An 18,312-nucleotide genomic window follows, 5' to 3' on the forward strand; every position below is an offset into this window, starting at 1 on the left:
ATTGCTATGAATAAATTATTCCTTACCACGCTAATTTTTATTTTAACTTCTTGTGGCAGTTCAAAAACATTTTTGGGCCAAAAACAAGGAAGTGTCTACTCTTCGACAATATTAAAGAGAAACCCTAGTGATGGTGCAGAAGTTGCTTTAAAAGCACGAATTCATAAGAAGCTCAAAAATAACTACTACCTCGTTCAAGACCAAGAGGGCATGATTCTCGTGAGAATTCCTGAGAAGTTATTTGGCCTAGATACTGACTATAATTATCAAACCCTCTTTCTACTGAAGGGTGAAACAGATAACGAATCAAAGCACTTCTATGTTGAAATAGAAGAGCTTGAAGTCATTAAGCCTTAGTCAGCTATTTGCCTACTAATCCTCTGAGCGACAAATATCATCTCCGTAGCGACGACATTCACCATCTGAAGCACGAGAGTCGCAATAAGGAGTACAGGCCGCATTGATTCCACAGAAATCTTCTTTATACCTACGACATTCGCCATCAGAAGTTCTTGAAGCACAATGGGCAACGCATCGCCACTGACGATCCTGAGGTGGCCTGCCATCTTCAGTACAATAATAACGAGTACCATCCACAACGACAGTTACATCTGCACTCACATTGGAGGCTAAAAAGAATAGAAATGTAATAAGAATGAGATTTTTCATCCATCCATTAACTCACAACCCTGACATTTTGTTTAGACTGGCCGCACATAAAGTTATGAATGACACTTTAGCTCAGGCATTTTATATTGAGCGAAACAATAAGGAGATCACATGGTTTCAGATATTTTTGACCCAAGTGCTTGGAAAGAAGTTGAAGGCTTCGATTTCAAGGACATTACATACCACCGCGCTGTAGATCAAGGGACAGTTAGGATTGCATTCAATCGCCCAGAGTGTCGCAACGCATTTAGACCTCAAACAGTTGATGAGCTATACCGCGCCTTAGATCACGCAAGAATGTGGAGTGATGTTGGTGTTGTTCTTATTACAGGAAACGGACCATCACCAAAAGATGGTGGTTGGGCATTCTGCTCAGGTGGCGATCAAAGAATTCGTGGAAAAGACGGATATAAATATGTTGATGGTGACGGAACTCCAGACCCAGCAAAACTTGGAAGACTTCACATCCTTGAGGTGCAAAGACTAATTCGTTTTATGCCAAAAGTAGTTGTTGCAGTAGTTCCTGGTTGGGCAGTTGGTGGTGGACATTCACTTCACGTAGTTTGTGACATGACGATCGCTTCAAAAGAGCATGCAATCTTTAAACAAACGGATCCAGACGTTGCTTCATTTGACTCTGGTTACGGTTCAGCATATCTTGCTCGTCAATGTGGACAAAAACGTGCACGTGAAATCTTCTTCTGTGGTTTCAACTATAGCGCCGAAGAAGCATTTCAAATGGGTATGGTAAATAAAGTTGTTCCTCATGCAGACCTTGAGAAGGTTGCGCTTGAGTGGGCCAAAGAGATGAATTCAAAGTCACCAACAGCAATGCGTATGCTTAAATTTGGATTCAATCTTCTTGATGATGGTTTAGTTGGTCAACAGCTTTTTGCTGGTGAAGCAACTCGACTAGCTTACGGAACTGCTGAAGCACAAGAAGGCCGTGATGCTTTCGTTGAAAAGCGTGAAAAAGACTTCTCACAATTTCCTTGGCATTACTAAAATAAAACGGGGGCCTCCATGCCCCCTCGTTCTCTCTACTTCCATGAGAAAATTGTTGATAAATATTCTTTTGTTGCATTTTGACCTCGATCAATTATTGTCACCCCTATTTGATAGAAACCTTCAAGATCATATTTTCTTTTAAAAAAATTCTCGCTGAAATGACTTGATACAGTAAATTCATCGATCGTTTTACGGTCCAATATTTCGGATTCATTTTCACCAGAGAGGATCACTTGATAAAGAGTGTACTTATAAAATAGTTTATCAGCACTCACACAATTATCATCGGCATCTTTAAAGTGGAATTTTGGTAATTGTTTTCTAAATAATGGTGAATAATCAATTCGAGCAACTTCTTTTTCATCAGGAGGGGTAAAATCAAAACGTATAGGATTTGTCTCGATAATGACTGATTTTCGATTCCTCTTATCAACTGATTGAAAGTATACTTGAACCTCTTCACACTCTTTATAACCTAATCTAATTAAATCATGGCCATCAAGAAGTAGTTGATTTGTATTTTGCGGGAGTTTCTTCCATTCAACTTGTAGATAACTTTCTTTAGAGTAGTATCCGTAGTAAATCTCATTTACCTCTGATTTGTATTGATGATTCCAATAAAACCTTAACGGAGCCACCTTTGAGCCCCAGTTAGGAACCGGAGATTCATGAATAAAGCGATATGGAAATGCGACGGAGTAGCTATAGTTAACATCAATCACCTGCTTTGCACCTTGATAACTTTCAAAGAGATTTACTTCATAAATTTCATATTGATTTCTAGAAAGCATATGAGAACTAGAGTTGATCATCGAGTAATGTCCATTAAGACAATTTACCTGTTCAACATTTTCATTGCTCACATCAAGTAAGCGAACATAGCTCCCTTGAGAACAGTCGCCTTCGATTAGATGATCCATCGAAAAGATATCAATCCCTTTAGGGGCAAGTCTAATATCATCTGAAGGAATATAATCAAATGAAGTTGAGAAGTTATTTGTTTTATAATCAATATAGAAGTCATGGCATTCTGCAAAGATGGTTGTCTCCCCCTCAAGATCATATTCTTCAGGATAAACAATAAATGCGCCATCATCTTGTCTTAGAGGGATGTTATGGCCATTAAGAATAATATTCTCTGATTTTTTTGTGTATAACCTTACATGACCATTGAGATAAGAGCGACCACAGGTCCCACTGATAATATGACGACCTCTTGCCCCTTCATCGTACTTTCCTTTAGGAGCAATAAAGTGAGGTGAAGTTTCGGCTTGCTTAAAATAATAAAACAACATTCTAAGATTTGATCGAAAGTCCCCATTTAACCCTTCGATAGGAACCTGGTAAAGCATTTGTCCAGACTTCTTTCGTGCCAAAATATCAAGTTTATAACTGAAGTTTCCATTGAGACAGTCAATAATATTCCCATCAACACTAACGCGATCAAAACCTTTACAAGTACCGATGATATCGAGGTTATCATCAAAGACACCGACGATAGTCTCACTTAGAAAAATTGAATGATCATCATTTCTAAATTTAATTGGCCTAACAGTAAAATCAGAACTGTTACCATATTCATCAACTTGATTAATATAAAGATAAGTCTCAATACTTTCGGCATTGATTTTTGAAAAATAGATTGGCGCAAGAAATATACCGTTAGAACAACCTGCAGTTTTCACAAAGTCTGCAATATAGCTACCTCTTATAAAGACCGTTCCTTTTTTCTTACATCGACCAGAAACGTAAATAGTACGCCCGTAGTAATATCCGGCCATCGGCGTATCAACGACAACTTTTCCAGGCTTCTTTGTCACCACATTAGGAATTGAAATGGTAATTGAATAACCATCTTGAGTAATAAAAACGTCCTGGCGACCTTCGATATTATCTTGAAAGAATAAAACCTTGCGATACTTGTCATCAAAGCATTGAGAAGTGTATGCCTGATCTCTTGCCAAGTTATTTGAAAAAAAAGATATCAAAAGATTATTTGTACATTCCCCTTCAATAACAACTCTTTGTCCATTTAATCTTCTAGAGACTAAATGTGCTGTAAGGGATCCTTTTACAAGTTGCTGAGTAGTATTGACAGAACTAATCGTACGACTACGTTCTTGGCAGCCTTCAAGAAGAAAGATGAGAATAAGAATGGTGTAAATATACTTATATTCCACACCATTCTTATCGAGATTACGTCATTTTATCGAACTTAAAATTGATTAAAAATTGCCGTTAAAATTAATACGATAATTAAGTTACCAAAGAAAATTATATCTCTGAGGCTTATCGTTAAATTCAAGGCCTTAACAATCTCACTTTTTGAAGGAGATTTACCATTCTTTAACTGAAGTTGTTTAAATAGCTTTGATTCGATTTTCTTCTTAAAGTGCTGATCTTTAAAAAAAGCGATCCTCAGTCCAATGATAAGACAAACAAAGTATAACCACAGGTTCGAAATTCCCAAATCTTTGGCAAAGATGTAAGTAATAATCATTGGTATTTGAACTACGATCAAATAAACAAAGAGAGTTAGAATATTATTTTGTATGCCAATAGTGAGCATTACATTAGCCTTTTAACGACTTCTAAAAATAAAAGCCAAGTCTTTTCAACTGAAGCAATTGAAACTTGCTCATCAGGAGAATGGGCACCAGTAATCGTCGGGCCAAAGCTAATGATGTCTACATCTGGCATCGCTTTAGAAAGGATTCCACATTCAAGGCCTGCGTGAATAGATGAAATCTTAGGAGCTTTACCTCTTAAGTCTTTAAAGACCTCTCCTGTAATTGAAAGAATCTTAGATTCTGGATTTGGTTTCCATCCAGGATATGCTCCTTCAAGAATGGCCTTCCCATCGAGATCTTTTTGAGCTGAAATCATTTCTTGAGCAAAGTTATCTCTCGCCTCTTCACTCGCACTACGAATGAGATTTGCCATATTAAACTTTCCAGCTTCAAGAGTGATAACACCTAAGTTTGTCGATGTCTCCACGACACCTTCAAAGTGTTGATCCCAAGCTTTTACACCGTGTTGACAATTACTAATTGCAGATAGGACTAGCTTAGAGTCCTCAATTGAAAGAGCATTTGCTTCTTCATTTAAAGTGGCCAATTCAAATTTTAGGCCACCTTCTGCATGTTGATTTTTCTCCCAAAGAGATTCAAAGTTTTCACGAATCTTTGGAAGGTTCACTTCGCTTGTATAGAAGTCAACAAAAGCTTCTCTTGCAATAGCATTTCTTAAAGAGCCGCCCTTTATTGATACAAGTTGGATATCATCAACGCCTGCAAAAACATTTGGGATTAACTTATTTGCATTAAGACGGCCACGGTGAATGTCAATTCCAGAGTGTCCACCTTTTAAACCTTTAATTGCAATTCTTTGACGTACGCCTTTAGCAGCTATTTGATTAAATTCTTTTTCAAAAATTAAATCAACACCACCGGCACATCCAATAATTAGCTCATCTTCTTCTTCAGTATCAAGATTAAGCATAATCTTACCTTCGAAGTGATCACCCTTTAGCCCAATTGCTCCATGCATTCCTGCTTCTTCACAAGCTGTAAAAACACATTCTAATGGAGGGTGTGCAATATCTTTACTTTCAAGAAGTCCCATCGCAAAGGCACAACCAATACCATTATCCGCACCTAGAGTTGTTCCATTTGCACGTACCCAATCACCATCGATAATCGTCGTGATAGGATCTATTTTGAAATCATGTGAGTTACCTTCATTTTTTTGAGCAACCATATCAAGATGGCCTTGAAGGATAATAGGAGCCGAGTTCTCCCCCCCTAGCTGACCAGGCTTTTTGATAATGACATTGTTTACTTCGTCACGATATGTTTCTAAACCTAAACTCTTTCCAAATAGAAGTAATAAAGTTTGTACTGCCTCTTCGTGGTAGCTAGGCCTAGGAGTATCTAGTAATTTTTGAAAATTTGACCAAACATATTTTGGACTTAATTGATCGACACGTGATTGATTCATAAAATAACCTACTTGTTATGTTTATAAACAATCTACTATGAAGATCAATTTTAGCAAAGCCCAAAAGCTATGCTGCTTCTTCGCCATCATCTTCCTGTGAAAAAGGAAAATGTGGAAATTGAGGGTGATTTTGCGCTTCTTCAATTAAGTACTTATCGACAATATGTGGACGCCAACTCAAGTAAACACCATCAAATTTATCGAGACTTAAGTTTTCATCGTAATGGGGGCTTCTCTTCACATCCATATGATAGATATCGATACTGCCTTCTTTTTCAAAGTAATTTCTAAGGTTAGAGCCTCGAGATAAGTAGAGTTTGCGCACCGTCGACACGTCTGCAGCAGATTCAATATTCAAAATGATATTATAGTGGCGATAATCCACTGCTAGATTGATCGAATTACACTTTAAATCTGGCTTATAGTCATATCTTTTACAATCACTTGTCCCCAAATTATGAATGAGCAATACTTTTTCAAAGATTGCTCCACCATGCTTTTGTGCTGCTCTTGCGCGAGATTTCGAAATCGTTATGGAAGCGGCCCCTTTATAGCGCAAAAAGTCAAAATCAATTCCTGCAACAAAACCTGGTCGCAAGACATCATTAAGTAAGAGAGTAAAATCACTCTCATCTGACATGGCCACTAAGTGAGACAACTTAGAAGTGCTTATGGCCAAGTAGCGTTTTTGGCCATAGATATTCTTTAGCTCAACAATCGCCTTTGTCCCTGCATAAACTTCAATCCAATTTACTTGTTTTCTTGTTTGAAGCGCAATGTCACCAAAGATACCTGAATCAGGCCCTCCCATTAGGACATTACAGCCAAGACTTTTCATTAAGAGCTTAGAAAAATGCTGCACATAAGATTTATGTACATTTATATATTCTAACAACTCCTCTTTAAAAAAGATTTGTTCACATAATTTTTCCAACTCTAATTCGAATTCTTGCTTTTTCATGTCTGACCTATCGTCTTCCAAACGATACGCACTGAGTTAAAAAAAGTTAATTTAGTCAAGCCTCCTTAAAGCTGATAACGACTAGCAAAAGGCCCGAAAAGATGATAAAAAAGCATGTATAAATCAAATACAAAAAACTGAATTTAACTCAAAAAGTCGAGGATCTATGTCTAATTTTCTAGAAGATTATCACGCACATGTTGAGGAAAGGGCCAAAGAAGGTATTCCTCCATTAGCATTAACAAAAGAACAAGCAACAGAAGTTGTAAAACTTCTTGAATCTGAGCCAACTCAGGAGCTTTTAGATCTTTTAAAAGATCGTATCAATCCAGGTGTTGACCCTGCTGCACAAGTAAAGGCAAGCTTTCTAATTGGTATTACAAAAGGTGCACACACTTGTTCACTAATTTCAAAAGAATATGCAGTTGAATTATTAGGTACAATGGTTGGTGGTTTCAACCTTCAAGGCCTAACTGATATCGTAGCAGGAAGTGATGAAGCACTTGCAAAGCTTGCTGCTAAAGAATTAAAAAACCTTCCTCTTGCAGTAAACGTTTTTGATGACGTTAAAAAACTAGCAGATGGTGGAAATGCTATTGCTAAAGAGATCATCGAATCTTGGGCAAATGCAGAATGGTTTACTAATAAGCCACAAGTTGATGAGTCAATCAAAACTGTCGTTTACAAAGTAGACGGTGAAATCAATACAGATGACTTCTCTCCTGCTCCATTTGCATTTACAAGAGCGGATATCCCTCTTCACGCAAATGTTATGGGTGGATCACTTTTCCCAGAAGGTCCAAAGCAAATCTCAGACCTTAAAGAAAAGTTCAACCTTCCTGTTACTTTCGTTGGTGACGTTGTTGGTACAGGTTCTTCTAGAAAGTCAGCAATCAACTCTCTTCTATGGTGTATTGGTGACGATATTCCTTTCGTACCTAACAAGAGACGTGGTGGTGTTATTATCGGTCAAACAATTGCTCCGATCTTCTTTAACACTGCTCAAGACTCTGGTGCTCTTCCAATCCACGGATTTGATGTATCAGCGCTTACAACAGGAACAGTAATTGAAGTTCGTCCACTTGAAGGAAAGATCCTTGATGAGAAAGGTAGCGAACTTGCAAAGTACGATGTTGCTCCAGAAACAATTCTAGATGAGTATAGAGCTGGTGGTCGTGTTCCTCTAATTATCGGAAAAATGCTAACAGATAAAGCAAGAGCGTCTCTTGGACAAGGAACTGCTGATGATTCAGGAATCTTTGCTAAGCCTCACACAACTCTTGCACATGAAGGTCAAGGTTATACTCTTGCTCAAAAAATGGTTGGGAAAGCATGTGGAGTGACAGGAATTCTTCCAGGTACTTCATGTCTTCCAAAAATGACAACAGTTGGTTCACAAGATACAACTGGGCCAATGACAAGAGATGAGATGACTGAGCTTGCATGTCTAAAGTTCAATGCTGATCTTGTAATGCAATCATTCTGTCACACAGCTGCTTATCCAAAGCCAAGTGACGTTATCACTCACGCAACTCTTCCAGAATATATCAGAAACAGAGAAGGTGTAGCACTAAGACCAGGTGATGGTATTATCCACTCTTGGCTTAACCGTCTTCTAATTCCAGATACTGTTGGTACTGGTGGTGACTCTCACACTCGCTTCCCTCTTGGAATTTCATTCCCAGCAGGATCAGGGCTTGTCGCATTTGCTGCGGCACTTGGTGTTATGCCACTTGATATGCCAGAATCAGTTCTTGTACGTTTCACAGGAAAGTTACAACCAGGTATCACTCTTCGTGACGTTGTTAACATGATTCCTTACCAAGCAATTCAAGAAGGTCTACTAACTGTAGAAAAGAAAGGTAAGAAAAATATTTTTGCTGGTCGTATTCTAGAAATGGAAGGTCTTCCAGATCTTAAACTTGAGCAAGCATTCGAACTTACTGATGCAACTGCAGAAAGAAGTGCTGCTGGTTCAACAATTAAACTAAGCCGTGAAACAGTAGTTGAATACTTAAGATCAAACGTTGCTCTTATGCAGTCAATGATCGCAAACGGTTTTGGACATGTTGGAACTCTAGAGAGACGTATCGCAGAAGTTAATGATTGGATTGAAAATGGTGAGCTAATGGAAGCGGATGCAAACGCTGAGTACGCTGCTGTTATCGAAATCAATCTTGATGAAATGAAAGAGCCAATCGTTGCTTGTCCAAACGATCCAGATGACGTTAAGAAACTAAGCGATGTTCAAGGTGATAAAATTGATGAAGTATTCATCGGTTCTTGTATGACAAATATCGGTCACTTCAGAGCGGCCGCAACTGTTCTTGAAGGTCAAGGTCAAGCTGATGCAAGACTTTGGATCTGTCCTCCAACAAAAATGGATCAAGATCAACTAACAAGAGAAGGTTTCTACGCGAAGTTCGCTGCTGCTGGTGCTAGACTTGAAATGCCAGGTTGTTCACTATGTATGGGTAACCAAGCACGTGTTAAAGATGGTGTAACAGTATTCTCAACTTCAACTCGTAACTTCAATAACCGTATGGGTAAAGATGCTCGTGTTTACTTAGGATCTGCTGAGCTTGCTGCTATCGCTGCAAAACTTGGTTACCTACCAAAACCAGATGAGTACCTAGAGATGATGCAACCACTTCAAGGTAAGGACGATTCAATCTATCGTTACCTAAACTTTGATCAGATGGAAAATTTCTCAATTGATGAAGCTTAATAAAAGCAACATAGATAAAAAAGAAAGGGAGCTTAATAGCTCCCTTTTTTTTTATTCGCAAAATTCTTTAATTACTTTCTTAACTCTTTTGATCTCAACTTTCCTTCCCGTGTACGGAGCAAACTCTCCATACCAACGATTATAGTGAAAGAATTTATCTCCATAATTGTAGCGAACCTTTTGCAGCTCTCCAGGAAAATTACTATCAACTGCATAAAGAGTATAACCTGTTCTCGTCTTCTTCATATCCACAACAAGCCAAGCGTGAGCATCGATTCCCTTAATTTGTAATTTCTGATAAGTCACATCACCTTGATTAACAACGCGATCATAAAGTCCATCCATCATCTTTCTCATACCATTTTCGCTTCGCTTAGCTGTTCCAAGTAAACCAATCACCCACTGCTGATTAATAAACCCATCAGTTCTTTGCCAGGCCTCAAGTTCATTTTGAATTAAGTGATCATTATCAATTGAGAACTCTCTTAAGTTTCGATAACCAGGAATCTCAACGACACTACGGCCTCGACGAATTGCTTTTATGATAGTCTTCGCTTCATCTTCTGATGGTTTCGAATACTCTGGCCTAAAGATTCCAAGATAAAGGGCATTACGATGAAAGCGCGAGTGCCACCAACAAACACCACCATTAAGAAGGCCTCCGTAATTTCTAAAGCCCATGTGAGCACTTATCTTTGTCATCATCTGATTCCTAACAAAGTGCTTATTTTCTCTTTCTTTACAGAATTTCTGCTTAGTCGTTTGGGCCATGGCAGAATGTGCGCTAAATGTTGTTAACGCTATCAAAAGTGATAGATAAATAGATCTCATAGAATCGTCCCGTGTTTTTGTTCTAGATGGATTTTTATAACGCATCGCCACTAAACTCAAGGGAGCCTATAAAATCTTCTGTAAAACCATGGGAGTCTTTTGTAATTACGACTACTTAGATTGTTTGCTTTGACAAATCTTCGCTTTCGGATTCATTTCACAAAGAGCTTGCTTAAGCATCTGATTCTCTTCTTCAAGCTTTTTAGTTCTGGCCTCAAGAGAAGCAATATCTCTTCCCTGATCCTTTGAAATAGAAAGTAAACTCTTAACAGCTTCAATAAGCGGCGCAACTAATTTTGCGTAAGCAACACTTAAATAACCATTCTCATCTCTTGATACGGCCTCAGGAAATACCTTCTCTACGTTTTGAGCAATAACACCGATATCTCTTCCTTCTTTAAAGTTCTTTTGAGGGAATTCATCTTTTCTCCACTCGAAATAAACTCCATCTAGAAGAGAGAGCTTATCTAAAATTGAGATTTCACTAGAGATCGATGTCACTTTCTTTTTGAGACGCTCATCAGATGTTGAGTCAAACGCTGCTGTCCCTCTAACTGATCCATTTACATCTAAGGCAAAGGACCCACTTGGCGTAGTTGTAAGAATCCCTACATTTCCATTTGTTCCGTTTACATTTAGCACATCAGTAAGAATGGCATCCCCAACTGATAGATTAATGTCTCCAGCAAATGCATGCATGCGCATTCCATTAGCTGTTTCAGGTGCTGAGTGAAATAGCATGACATCAGACCATGAAGCATCAGGAAAATCTGCGGCCCAGTCATAATTTGAATTAAGAAGCGCAAAACCGGCTTCTGAACCATCCGCAAGGAGTGTGAAGTTTACTTCAGAAGAAATTCCAACATTAGAATCTTGAATTTTCATTTCCGCATGAGAGTCCGAAATATGAAGATCGGCCGCTGGTGTATTTGTTCCGATCCCAACATTACCACCAAGGTTTACATAGAGACCTTCATCTAGACCAGAATAAGAAATATAATTGGCCCCAATTTGAAAGTTCTGCGTGGCCATGTGACTTCCAAGATCATCACCAGATACTGTAAGATCCGCAGGTTCCCACTCAGAAAAAGTACCATTCCAAGTTAAGACTTGTCCGTTAGAAGGAGGATTTGGAGATACACTTCTAGATTGTAATGTCGTATCACTTGCAGGAAGATTATACAGGTTTGTTGCATCTAAGGAAGGCAGTTTACCATCTAATTCAAGACGAAGTAACTCTCCACCCGCATTTGATGTTAATAGAGTTATATCGTAATAGTCACCAACATCAGAAATACTAAAGTCAGTGCTAAAGTTAAAACCTTTAAATTGAAGTTCGCTACCATTCTTTTGTGCAAATACCCCGTAAGAACCACCGAGATTACTGGCCGTATTGACTTCACCTGCGGCAGCAATACCTGTTAATTGTGAACCATCGATAGCAGGTAGTCGTCCAGAAGCATCAAGACGTAGTAATTGGTTTGCTCCATTAGAAGTATTAACTCCCACTTGAACATCATTTACATTTTCAGTAATAGCAAGGTCACTCGTTACTGTCAGACCTTTTAATTCAAGATCAACACCTGTCTTTTGTTTAAATAAGCTAGCACCACCGACACTAGAAATCGTATTAGACTCCCCACCTGCTCCCGCACTTATTGTTTGCGGCTCCCATTGAGAAGCAGTGTTATTCCACACAAGGGCCTGCCCATCAGTAGGAGCAGTAGAAGCAACGGCACGAGATTGAATTGTATTATCCGATGTAGCAATACCAGTTAACTGTGAACCATCAACAGCAGGCAAACGTCCGAAAGCATCAAGTCTTAGAAGCTCGTTGGCCGCATTTGCAGTTGTTACATTAATTTGCACATCATTAGTATTACCTGTCAGAGTAATATCACTTCCACCAGTTAAACCTTTAAAGACGAGATTCGTTCCAACTTTTGCTTGGAATAAACCTTCTCCTCCAGCACTAGAAGCAGTATTGGCTTCACCACCGGCACCACCAGTAACAATTGTAGTTGGCTCCCATTGAGAGCTTGTACTATTCCATAAAAGAGCTTGTCCATTGGCAGGAGCAACAGCAGATACTGTACGAGATTGAATTGCTGTTGCATCAGAGCTTCCACCAGCAATCCCTGTTAGAAGAGATCCATCAATCGCAGGTAGACGACCAGAGGCATCCAGTCTTAAAAGTTGATTTGCACCATTTGATGTATTGATCTGTAGATCAACAGTATTCGTACTACCAGAAACAGTGAAGTCTGTAGATCCTTGAAGACCTTTAAGAATTAAATCAACACCCGATTTTTGCTTGAAAAGTGAAACTCCTCCAGCACTTGAGATTGTGTTATTCTCACCAGACCCACCACCAGAAATAATCGTTTGTGGCTCCCACTGTGAAGTTCCGTTATTCCAAACAAGCGCCTGTCCATCGGCAGGAGCAGTTGTCGCAACATTGCGAGTCTGAAGAGTTGTCGCATCAGAGCTTGCAGCAGCAAGTGTTTGAGGCTCCCACTCTGAAACAGAATTATTCCAAGTAAGAACCTGGCCATCAGTTGGCGCAGTTGATGAAATATCTCTCGTTTGTAAGCTAACAGCATCACCTGATGCAGAAGCCGCAATACCAGTTAAAAGAGATCCATCTAGTGCAGGAAGACGTCCGAAAGAGTCAAGACGAAGAATCTGTCCCGCTCCATTTGAAGTATTTATTCCGATTTGAATATCATTTGCATTTCCTGTTAAAGAAATATCAGTAGTATTTGATAGCCCTTTAAAGACTAAGTTTGAGCCTACTTTATTTTGATAAATTGCTTCGCCACCTGCACTTGAGGCCGTATTAACTTCACCACCAACACCTCCAGCAGTAATAGTGGCAGGCTCCCACTGCTGACTTACATCATTCCATAAAAGTGCCTGACCATTTGTAGGTGCGGCAGCAGAAACATCTCGTGATTGTAAAGTTGTATCCCCACCACCTGCTGCGATTCCAGTTAGCAAAGAACCGTCGAGTGCCGGAAGACGACCAGAAGAATCTAATCTTAGAAGTTGATTGGCACCGTTGGCCGTATTGATTTGAAAATCAACTGTATTTGTACTCTCATTAATAACGAAATCAGATGAACCTAAAATACCACGCATAACAAAGTCCACACCAGACTTCTGCTTAAAGATAGAAGCACCAGATGCTGTCGACATCGTGTTAGTTTCACCACTTCCACCACCTCCACCAGAGATGCCTGTTAACTGGGAACCATCAAGAGCAGGTAGTCTTCCAAGAGAATCAAGTCTTAGAAGTTGGTTTGCACCATTTGCTGTGCTTATTTGAAGACCAAGAGAGTTTGATCCTTCAGTAATATTAATATCAGAAGATGGAGAAAGACCTTTAAACTGAAGCTGACTACCAACTTTTTGTTTGAAGATTGAAGTTCCACCAGTTGAGTAAACTGTATTGGCCTCTCCAGTTCCACCTCCACCACCGCTTGCGATAGTTGAAGGAACCCAAGAAGAATTACTACTGCTCCAAACAAGTGCCTGGCCATCAGTAGGAGTGATATTCGAAACGAGTCGATTGTGAATTGAAGTTGCATTTGTTGAAGAACCACCTTCATCTGTACCAATAACCCAATTTGTTCCATTGAACTTTAAAATAGAGCCTGAGATTGCTCCACTTGTATCTGTATCGTAAAGATCATCAACTGTGAGATTAACCGCACCTAACTTTCCATTAACAGAGGTAACGCTAGAAGTTGGTTGATTAGCAGGTGCCCACTTTCTTGTGATGGCATTGTATTGGAGTATCTGCCCATGAGAAGCACCAAGATCTGGAAGATCAACATTAATCGTAAACGTGCTTGCACCATTTGCACTTTGCAAAGTCATCGTAAGAATTTGATTTAGAGGAAGAAGAGTATTTGAAAGAGCATCTGCAATGATTTCTCCCTCATTTTGCGATCCAATTGAAAAGTCTGAAGTCGTCCCACTCTTATCAGTGATGCGAATATTTTCAACCTTATGAAGACTTGAACCTACAATTCTAAGCTTATCACCTTGAACACTAATATTGCTTACCTGAACTTCTCCACGTGAATTTTCACGACGTTGAATCTCAGGCACACAACTAGTAACCAGTAGCTGTAGGCATAAAATATGAATGTATGATTTCTTAAATATCTTCATCATTTCGCCTCTTTATCGACGAGCTCAATTAAATTCGTATGAGAATTTTAATACAAATTAAAAATCGGCAAATAAAGTACTGAAATGATAAGAGGTAGACTAAAAAGATGGGGCATTGCTGCCCCAAAAATACGGCATTTTAAATACTTATAAAATTATGAATTTGTACAAAGACGCTCTTCCACAATGAGATGAGAAATATTGTACTTAGCTAAAATTTTCTCGCGGTAGTATTCACTCCCCTTCAAATTACAATTGTAAATCATCACTTCACAAGCATGAGCATTTGGAGCAATTCTCCAGAGGTGAAGGTCTGCTATTTCTATATCATCATCGTGAGAGAAAAGTTTTCTAATCTCTTCCTCATCAAATAATTTAGAGTTCCCATCAAGTAGTTCCCAGACTGTATCTTTAGCAAGTCCCCATGCCCATTTTAAGATAACGATGGCACCTAGAATTCCAATAATAGGATCGGCCCAGTTCCAACCAAAATACTTTCCAGCAAAGAGTGCCGCAATGGCCATGACAGAAGTTAGAGCATCGGCAATAACATGAAGAAGTGCTGAGCGGTGGTTGTGGTCATGAACATGGTTATGGCCATGACTGTGATCGTGACTGTGACCGTGATCATGTCCATGATGATGGTCATGGGAGTCCCATAGAAGAACTGCACTTAGGATATTTACAATTAAACCAATGATGGCCACAAGGATGGCCGTTTCAAATTTAATTTCCATTGGATTTAAAAAGCGGCCAATAGATTCAACTCCCATCACAATAGCAACAATTCCCAACATAAGCGCACTTGTGTAGCCTCCCAAAGGAATCATCTTACCTGCACCAAAGCTAAGCTTTTCATTTATTTTTTCTGAGCGGGCCAAGCGGTAAACGATAACAGTTATCCCAAGTGCACCAACGTGAGAGCCCATATGCCAGCCATCAGCAAGTAAGGCCATTGACCCCGTAAAATAACCATAGCCAATCTCTGCTACCATCGTGACAAATGTTAAAAGAATAACAAGCATCGTTCTCTTTTCATTTGAGCCTAGACGATCATCTTCTAGGACATAATTATGTGGTTCTAAATGTTCTTTATGTTTCATACTTTACTTCCAATAAGTTTTTATTAAATTTACTAATTCAATTGCAGCTTCATCCTGAGGAGTCTTTGGATCAAGTGGTGAAACCATCACATGGTTCTTCACATGTTCTTCAATCAACTCTCCAGTTAGGCCATTAAGTCCACCGCGACACGCGGCCAGAGTTTGTAGAATGCTGTAGCAATCCTTATCTTCTTCAAGAGCACGCTCAACCGCTTCAAGTTGTCCCTTGATACGTCTTATTCGCGTGATAATTTTTTTCTTATTTTGATGAATATGGGCCATCGTTAACCTCCGCTCACCATACTATACCCCAGTATAATATATAAAGATAGAGCGAAGAAATACCCTGTAAAATCAACTACTTAAAAAACATTGTTAATCAAAGCTTTGTCTAAAGTATGAACGAGGAAATTTTAAAAGCTCAAGTTTAGGAATATTGAAGTCCCCAATTTTTGTATCATTGAGTGTTACGGCATAGAACTCATTCTTGCCTTCTTTTCCAATAACGAAAACATTTAACTCCTCACCTTGCATGAAGAGCTTGTGTTCACCAAACTTACGGTATTCACCAAAGGTAGTCTTTTGATCTTCAAGTGGAAGTGTTTCCGGTCCTAAAGGTAGACGAAAACGATAACTACTAACAAGGTTTCCAGCAACAATCATGGCATTACCGCGATTAAGTTTCGTTGTGGCCTTGTTAATGAAGTAATCCATAATATAAGCGATAAGATCGACATCTTTTAAATTAAGGTCATAAATCTTTTGTTCGTTACCTTCTAAACGAGACTGACGATTTAAAATCACTTGTGAAATAAAAACATTTCCTGAAGGATGTAAAATACGAACCGTATTACCTTGATCCTTTGAAATATCCCAGGCCCATTCTGTTGTTGGAAAAAGTGGTGTTAGTGTTACAGTTTTTGAATTCATATTTGGATCCTAATCACATTGTTCCAAGTAGTAAAGATCTTGGTAAGTTTCTCGCTTTCTTATTAAACGATTTTTATCGCCATCAACAAGCAACTCACATGCTCTTGGTCTTGAATTATAATTACTAGACATCGTAAAGCCATAAGCTCCACAAGAGCGAATTGCTAACAACTCTCCCTCACTTAGTTCAAGCTCCCTATCTTTTGCAAGATAATCCCCTGTCTCACATACTGGGCCAACGATATCAAAATTTTCTTTTATTCCTCTAATTGATTGATCGACTTTGATGACTTCTTGCCATGCTTGATAAAGGGCCGGTCGCATTAAATCATTCATTGCCGCATCAACAATAGCAAAATGCTTCCCCTCATTTTCCTTAATGTACTCAAGCTTTGTCACAAGTATTCCCGCATTAGCAGCAATCGCTCGACCAGGTTCAAAGATAAGTTCTAACTCAGGATAGTCCTCAAGGCTCTTAATTACTTGAGCAAGATATTCACTTGGATGAGGAGGAACTTCATCACGGTATTTAACTCCTAATCCCCCTCCTAGATCAATATGTTTAAGGGGCGTACCGTTTTTTCTTAGAGTATCAACTAATTGTTTTAGCCTCTCTAATGCCTCTAGAAAAGGACCGATATTAGTAAGCTGCGAACCAATGTGGCAGTCAATGCCTTCGACACTGATCGAGTCTAATGAATGTGCGATGTCATAGACTTCTTGCGCTTTTTGAAATGAAATACCAAATTTATTTTCTTTTAAACCTGTTGCAATATATGGGTGCGTTTTAGCATCGACATCTGGATTCACTCTAATTGAAACCGGTGCCTTCTTTTTCATTTTTTTAGCAACTTCATTAATTCTTCTAAGCTCAGCTACTGATTCGACATTTAAGCATTTAATACCTTTTTCAAGTGCAAACTCAATTTCATCATAAGACTTTCCTACCCCAGAAAAAACCGTCTTTGATGCTTGTCCACCTGCTGCCAATACTCTTTCAAGTTCACCACGAGAAACGATATCAAAACCACTGCCCATTGCGGCCAGTTCTTTTAAGATATTAATATTTGAATTCGCCTTAACTGCATAACAAATTAAATGACGATGCTCTTTTAAAGGTTCTTGAAAAGCTAGAAAGTGTCTCTTAAATGTTTTCAAAGAATAGATATAAAGTGGAGTTCCATACTTTTGAACAAGATCGGCTACTTTATTATCCTCTGCAAATAATTCATTTTCTCTATAATTGAAAAAATCCATTTTAGTCCTTATCTACTTCTCTAGTTATTAAGCTGCATTCATACAGCATTCCTAATCCGCCATTAAATGATATTTTTAAGAAACCTTGGCCTTCTTCTTTTAATTTAAAACCGTACTTCTCATGCATCTTAATAGAGGTTTTATTTTTTGCATTAACAACATAATAAGCTTTCGTTGAAATTTGCCCAATGTGTTTAAGTCGCTCTTGAGTTAAGAGATCACCAATACCACGGCCACGATATTCTGGAAGAACAGTAAGTCCCATAAGATACCAACCGACAGGTGCTTTGTACTTATACTGATTGACCATTTCTTGTGTATAGAGAATTGATCTTCCATAACCAACTATTTCTTCATCAAGAATGGCAACAATCAGATGAAAACCTTTTAAGTTTCCACCACGGGCCAACTCTTTTTTCGTTCTTTCAAAAAAGAAAGAATAATCAAGGTTTGGATCAATATTATTTTCATTAATAATACGAGCAATGGCCTGAGCATCATCATACCTAGCATATCGTGTTTTTATTTCGTCAGGTACAGGCCTAGACTTGTGATCCACAATATAAGGACAGTATGAATTATACTCTTTATATGTTTTAGACGATGACTTCAATGTTTGAGTAATTAACTTTTTAAACATAATTTAA

15 protein-coding genes are annotated in these 18,312 nt (G+C 38.7%); 3 read left to right on the plus strand and 12 right to left on the minus strand.

Annotated elements, in window-relative coordinates; translation table 11 throughout:
* Nucleotides 1-6: 6 nt before the first annotated feature.
* Nucleotides 7-357 carry a NirD/YgiW/YdeI family stress tolerance protein gene (locus ACMAYL_RS05310; RefSeq protein ID WP_103216564.1) on the plus strand — a complete coding sequence of 117 codons (351 nt, stop codon included), beginning with the start codon at nucleotides 7-9 and terminating at the stop codon, nucleotides 355-357.
* Nucleotides 358-372: 15 nt separating this feature from the next.
* Here ACMAYL_RS05310 and ACMAYL_RS05315 read toward each other — a convergent pair whose 3' ends face one another.
* Nucleotides 373-669 carry a hypothetical protein gene (locus tag ACMAYL_RS05315; RefSeq protein WP_103216563.1) on the minus strand — a complete coding sequence of 99 codons (297 nt, stop codon included), beginning with the start codon at nucleotides 667-669 and terminating at the stop codon, nucleotides 373-375.
* A gap of 111 nt (nucleotides 670-780) precedes the next feature.
* Between ACMAYL_RS05315 and ACMAYL_RS05320 the strand changes: the two genes are divergently transcribed.
* Nucleotides 781-1,674: a 1,4-dihydroxy-2-naphthoyl-CoA synthase gene (locus ACMAYL_RS05320; RefSeq protein WP_103216562.1), complete on the plus strand. Its 894-nt coding sequence runs from the start codon at nucleotides 781-783 to the stop codon at nucleotides 1,672-1,674.
* A 35-nt stretch (nucleotides 1,675-1,709) separates the two neighbouring features.
* Here the strand turns inward: ACMAYL_RS05320 and ACMAYL_RS05325 are convergent, their stop codons facing one another.
* The 4 genes from ACMAYL_RS05325 to ACMAYL_RS05340 form a co-directional block, all read right to left on the minus strand.
* Nucleotides 1,710-3,857, minus strand: coding sequence for a hypothetical protein (locus ACMAYL_RS05325; RefSeq protein WP_103216561.1), 2,148 nt, complete (start codon nucleotides 3,855-3,857; stop codon nucleotides 1,710-1,712).
* Nucleotides 3,858-3,892: 35 nt separating this feature from the next.
* Nucleotides 3,893-4,246 carry a hypothetical protein gene (locus ACMAYL_RS05330; protein WP_103216560.1) on the minus strand — a complete coding sequence of 118 codons (354 nt, stop codon included), beginning with the start codon at nucleotides 4,244-4,246 and terminating at the stop codon, nucleotides 3,893-3,895.
* Nucleotides 4,246-5,676, minus strand: coding sequence for a beta-Ala-His dipeptidase (pepD, locus tag ACMAYL_RS05335; RefSeq protein WP_103216559.1), 1,431 nt, complete (start codon nucleotides 5,674-5,676; stop codon nucleotides 4,246-4,248). The genes ACMAYL_RS05330 and pepD overlap by 1 nt, the downstream gene beginning before the upstream one ends.
* A 67-nt stretch (nucleotides 5,677-5,743) precedes the next feature.
* Complete coding sequence (locus tag ACMAYL_RS05340; protein ID WP_103216558.1) at nucleotides 5,744-6,637, minus strand: hypothetical protein; 894 nt, start codon at nucleotides 6,635-6,637, stop codon at nucleotides 5,744-5,746.
* A 166-nt stretch (nucleotides 6,638-6,803) separates the two neighbouring features.
* Here ACMAYL_RS05340 and acnB point away from each other — a divergent pair, with 166 nt between their 5' ends.
* Nucleotides 6,804-9,365, plus strand: coding sequence for a bifunctional aconitate hydratase 2/2-methylisocitrate dehydratase (gene acnB, locus ACMAYL_RS05345; protein ID WP_103216557.1), 2,562 nt, complete (start codon nucleotides 6,804-6,806; stop codon nucleotides 9,363-9,365).
* A gap of 51 nt (nucleotides 9,366-9,416) precedes the next feature.
* On the opposite strand, the gene ACMAYL_RS05350 is transcribed toward acnB, so the two are convergent.
* From ACMAYL_RS05350 to ACMAYL_RS05380, 7 genes are all read right to left on the minus strand, one after another.
* Nucleotides 9,417-10,196 (minus strand): hypothetical protein, encoded by a 780-nt coding sequence (locus tag ACMAYL_RS05350; RefSeq protein ID WP_103216556.1) that lies wholly within the window; start codon nucleotides 10,194-10,196, stop codon nucleotides 9,417-9,419.
* A gap of 111 nt (nucleotides 10,197-10,307) precedes the next feature.
* Entirely contained in the window at nucleotides 10,308-14,378 is a 4,071-nt protein-coding gene (locus ACMAYL_RS05355) for a tail fiber domain-containing protein (protein WP_412470839.1), read from the minus strand.
* A gap of 152 nt (nucleotides 14,379-14,530) precedes the next feature.
* Nucleotides 14,531-15,478, minus strand: coding sequence for a CDF family Co(II)/Ni(II) efflux transporter DmeF (gene dmeF / locus ACMAYL_RS05360; protein WP_103216554.1), 948 nt, complete (start codon nucleotides 15,476-15,478; stop codon nucleotides 14,531-14,533).
* Between the two features lie 3 nt (nucleotides 15,479-15,481).
* On the minus strand, nucleotides 15,482-15,760 hold the full coding sequence (locus ACMAYL_RS05365) for a metal/formaldehyde-sensitive transcriptional repressor (RefSeq protein ID WP_103216553.1): 279 nt from the start codon (nucleotides 15,758-15,760) through the stop codon (nucleotides 15,482-15,484).
* A 93-nt stretch (nucleotides 15,761-15,853) separates the two neighbouring features.
* Complete coding sequence (locus tag ACMAYL_RS05370) at nucleotides 15,854-16,408, minus strand: hypothetical protein (RefSeq protein ID WP_103216551.1); 555 nt, start codon at nucleotides 16,406-16,408, stop codon at nucleotides 15,854-15,856.
* Between the two features lie 9 nt (nucleotides 16,409-16,417).
* Nucleotides 16,418-17,665 carry a diaminopimelate decarboxylase gene (gene lysA, locus ACMAYL_RS05375; protein WP_392991102.1) on the minus strand — a complete coding sequence of 416 codons (1,248 nt, stop codon included), beginning with the start codon at nucleotides 17,663-17,665 and terminating at the stop codon, nucleotides 16,418-16,420.
* A 1-nt stretch (nucleotide 17,666) separates the two neighbouring features.
* Nucleotides 17,667-18,305 carry a GNAT family N-acetyltransferase gene (locus tag ACMAYL_RS05380; protein WP_103216549.1) on the minus strand — a complete coding sequence of 213 codons (639 nt, stop codon included), beginning with the start codon at nucleotides 18,303-18,305 and terminating at the stop codon, nucleotides 17,667-17,669.
* Nucleotides 18,306-18,312: the final 7 nt, after the last annotated feature.

It is taken from the genome of Halobacteriovorax sp. RT-2-4 (assembly GCF_047085445.1).
GTDB lineage: Bacteria > Bdellovibrionota > Bacteriovoracia > Bacteriovoracales > Bacteriovoracaceae > Halobacteriovorax_A.

Excerpts from the sequence above, each read along its gene's own strand:
- ACMAYL_RS05310 (WP_103216564.1), top strand. The coding sequence starts at position 7 with ATGAATAAATTATTCCTTACCACGCTAATTTTTATTTTAACTTCTTGT.
- ACMAYL_RS05315 (WP_103216563.1), bottom strand. The coding sequence starts at position 669 with ATGAAAAATCTCATTCTTATTACATTTCTATTCTTTTTAGCCTCCAAT.
- ACMAYL_RS05320 (WP_103216562.1), top strand. The coding sequence starts at position 781 with ATGGTTTCAGATATTTTTGACCCAAGTGCTTGGAAAGAAGTTGAAGGC.
- ACMAYL_RS05330 (WP_103216560.1), bottom strand. The coding sequence starts at position 4,246 with ATGCTCACTATTGGCATACAAAATAATATTCTAACTCTCTTTGTTTAT.
- pepD (WP_103216559.1), bottom strand. The coding sequence starts at position 5,676 with ATGAATCAATCACGTGTCGATCAATTAAGTCCAAAATATGTTTGGTCA.
- ACMAYL_RS05340 (WP_103216558.1), bottom strand. The coding sequence starts at position 6,637 with ATGAAAAAGCAAGAATTCGAATTAGAGTTGGAAAAATTATGTGAACAA.
- acnB (WP_103216557.1), top strand. The coding sequence starts at position 6,804 with ATGTCTAATTTTCTAGAAGATTATCACGCACATGTTGAGGAAAGGGCC.
- ACMAYL_RS05350 (WP_103216556.1), bottom strand. The coding sequence starts at position 10,196 with ATGAGATCTATTTATCTATCACTTTTGATAGCGTTAACAACATTTAGC.
- ACMAYL_RS05355 (WP_412470839.1), bottom strand. The coding sequence starts at position 14,378 with ATGATGAAGATATTTAAGAAATCATACATTCATATTTTATGCCTACAG.
- dmeF (WP_103216554.1), bottom strand. The coding sequence starts at position 15,478 with ATGAAACATAAAGAACATTTAGAACCACATAATTATGTCCTAGAAGAT.
- ACMAYL_RS05365 (WP_103216553.1), bottom strand. The coding sequence starts at position 15,760 with ATGGCCCATATTCATCAAAATAAGAAAAAAATTATCACGCGAATAAGA.
- ACMAYL_RS05370 (WP_103216551.1), bottom strand. The coding sequence starts at position 16,408 with ATGAATTCAAAAACTGTAACACTAACACCACTTTTTCCAACAACAGAA.
- lysA (WP_392991102.1), bottom strand. The coding sequence starts at position 17,665 with ATGGATTTTTTCAATTATAGAGAAAATGAATTATTTGCAGAGGATAAT.
- ACMAYL_RS05380 (WP_103216549.1), bottom strand. The coding sequence starts at position 18,305 with ATGTTTAAAAAGTTAATTACTCAAACATTGAAGTCATCGTCTAAAACA.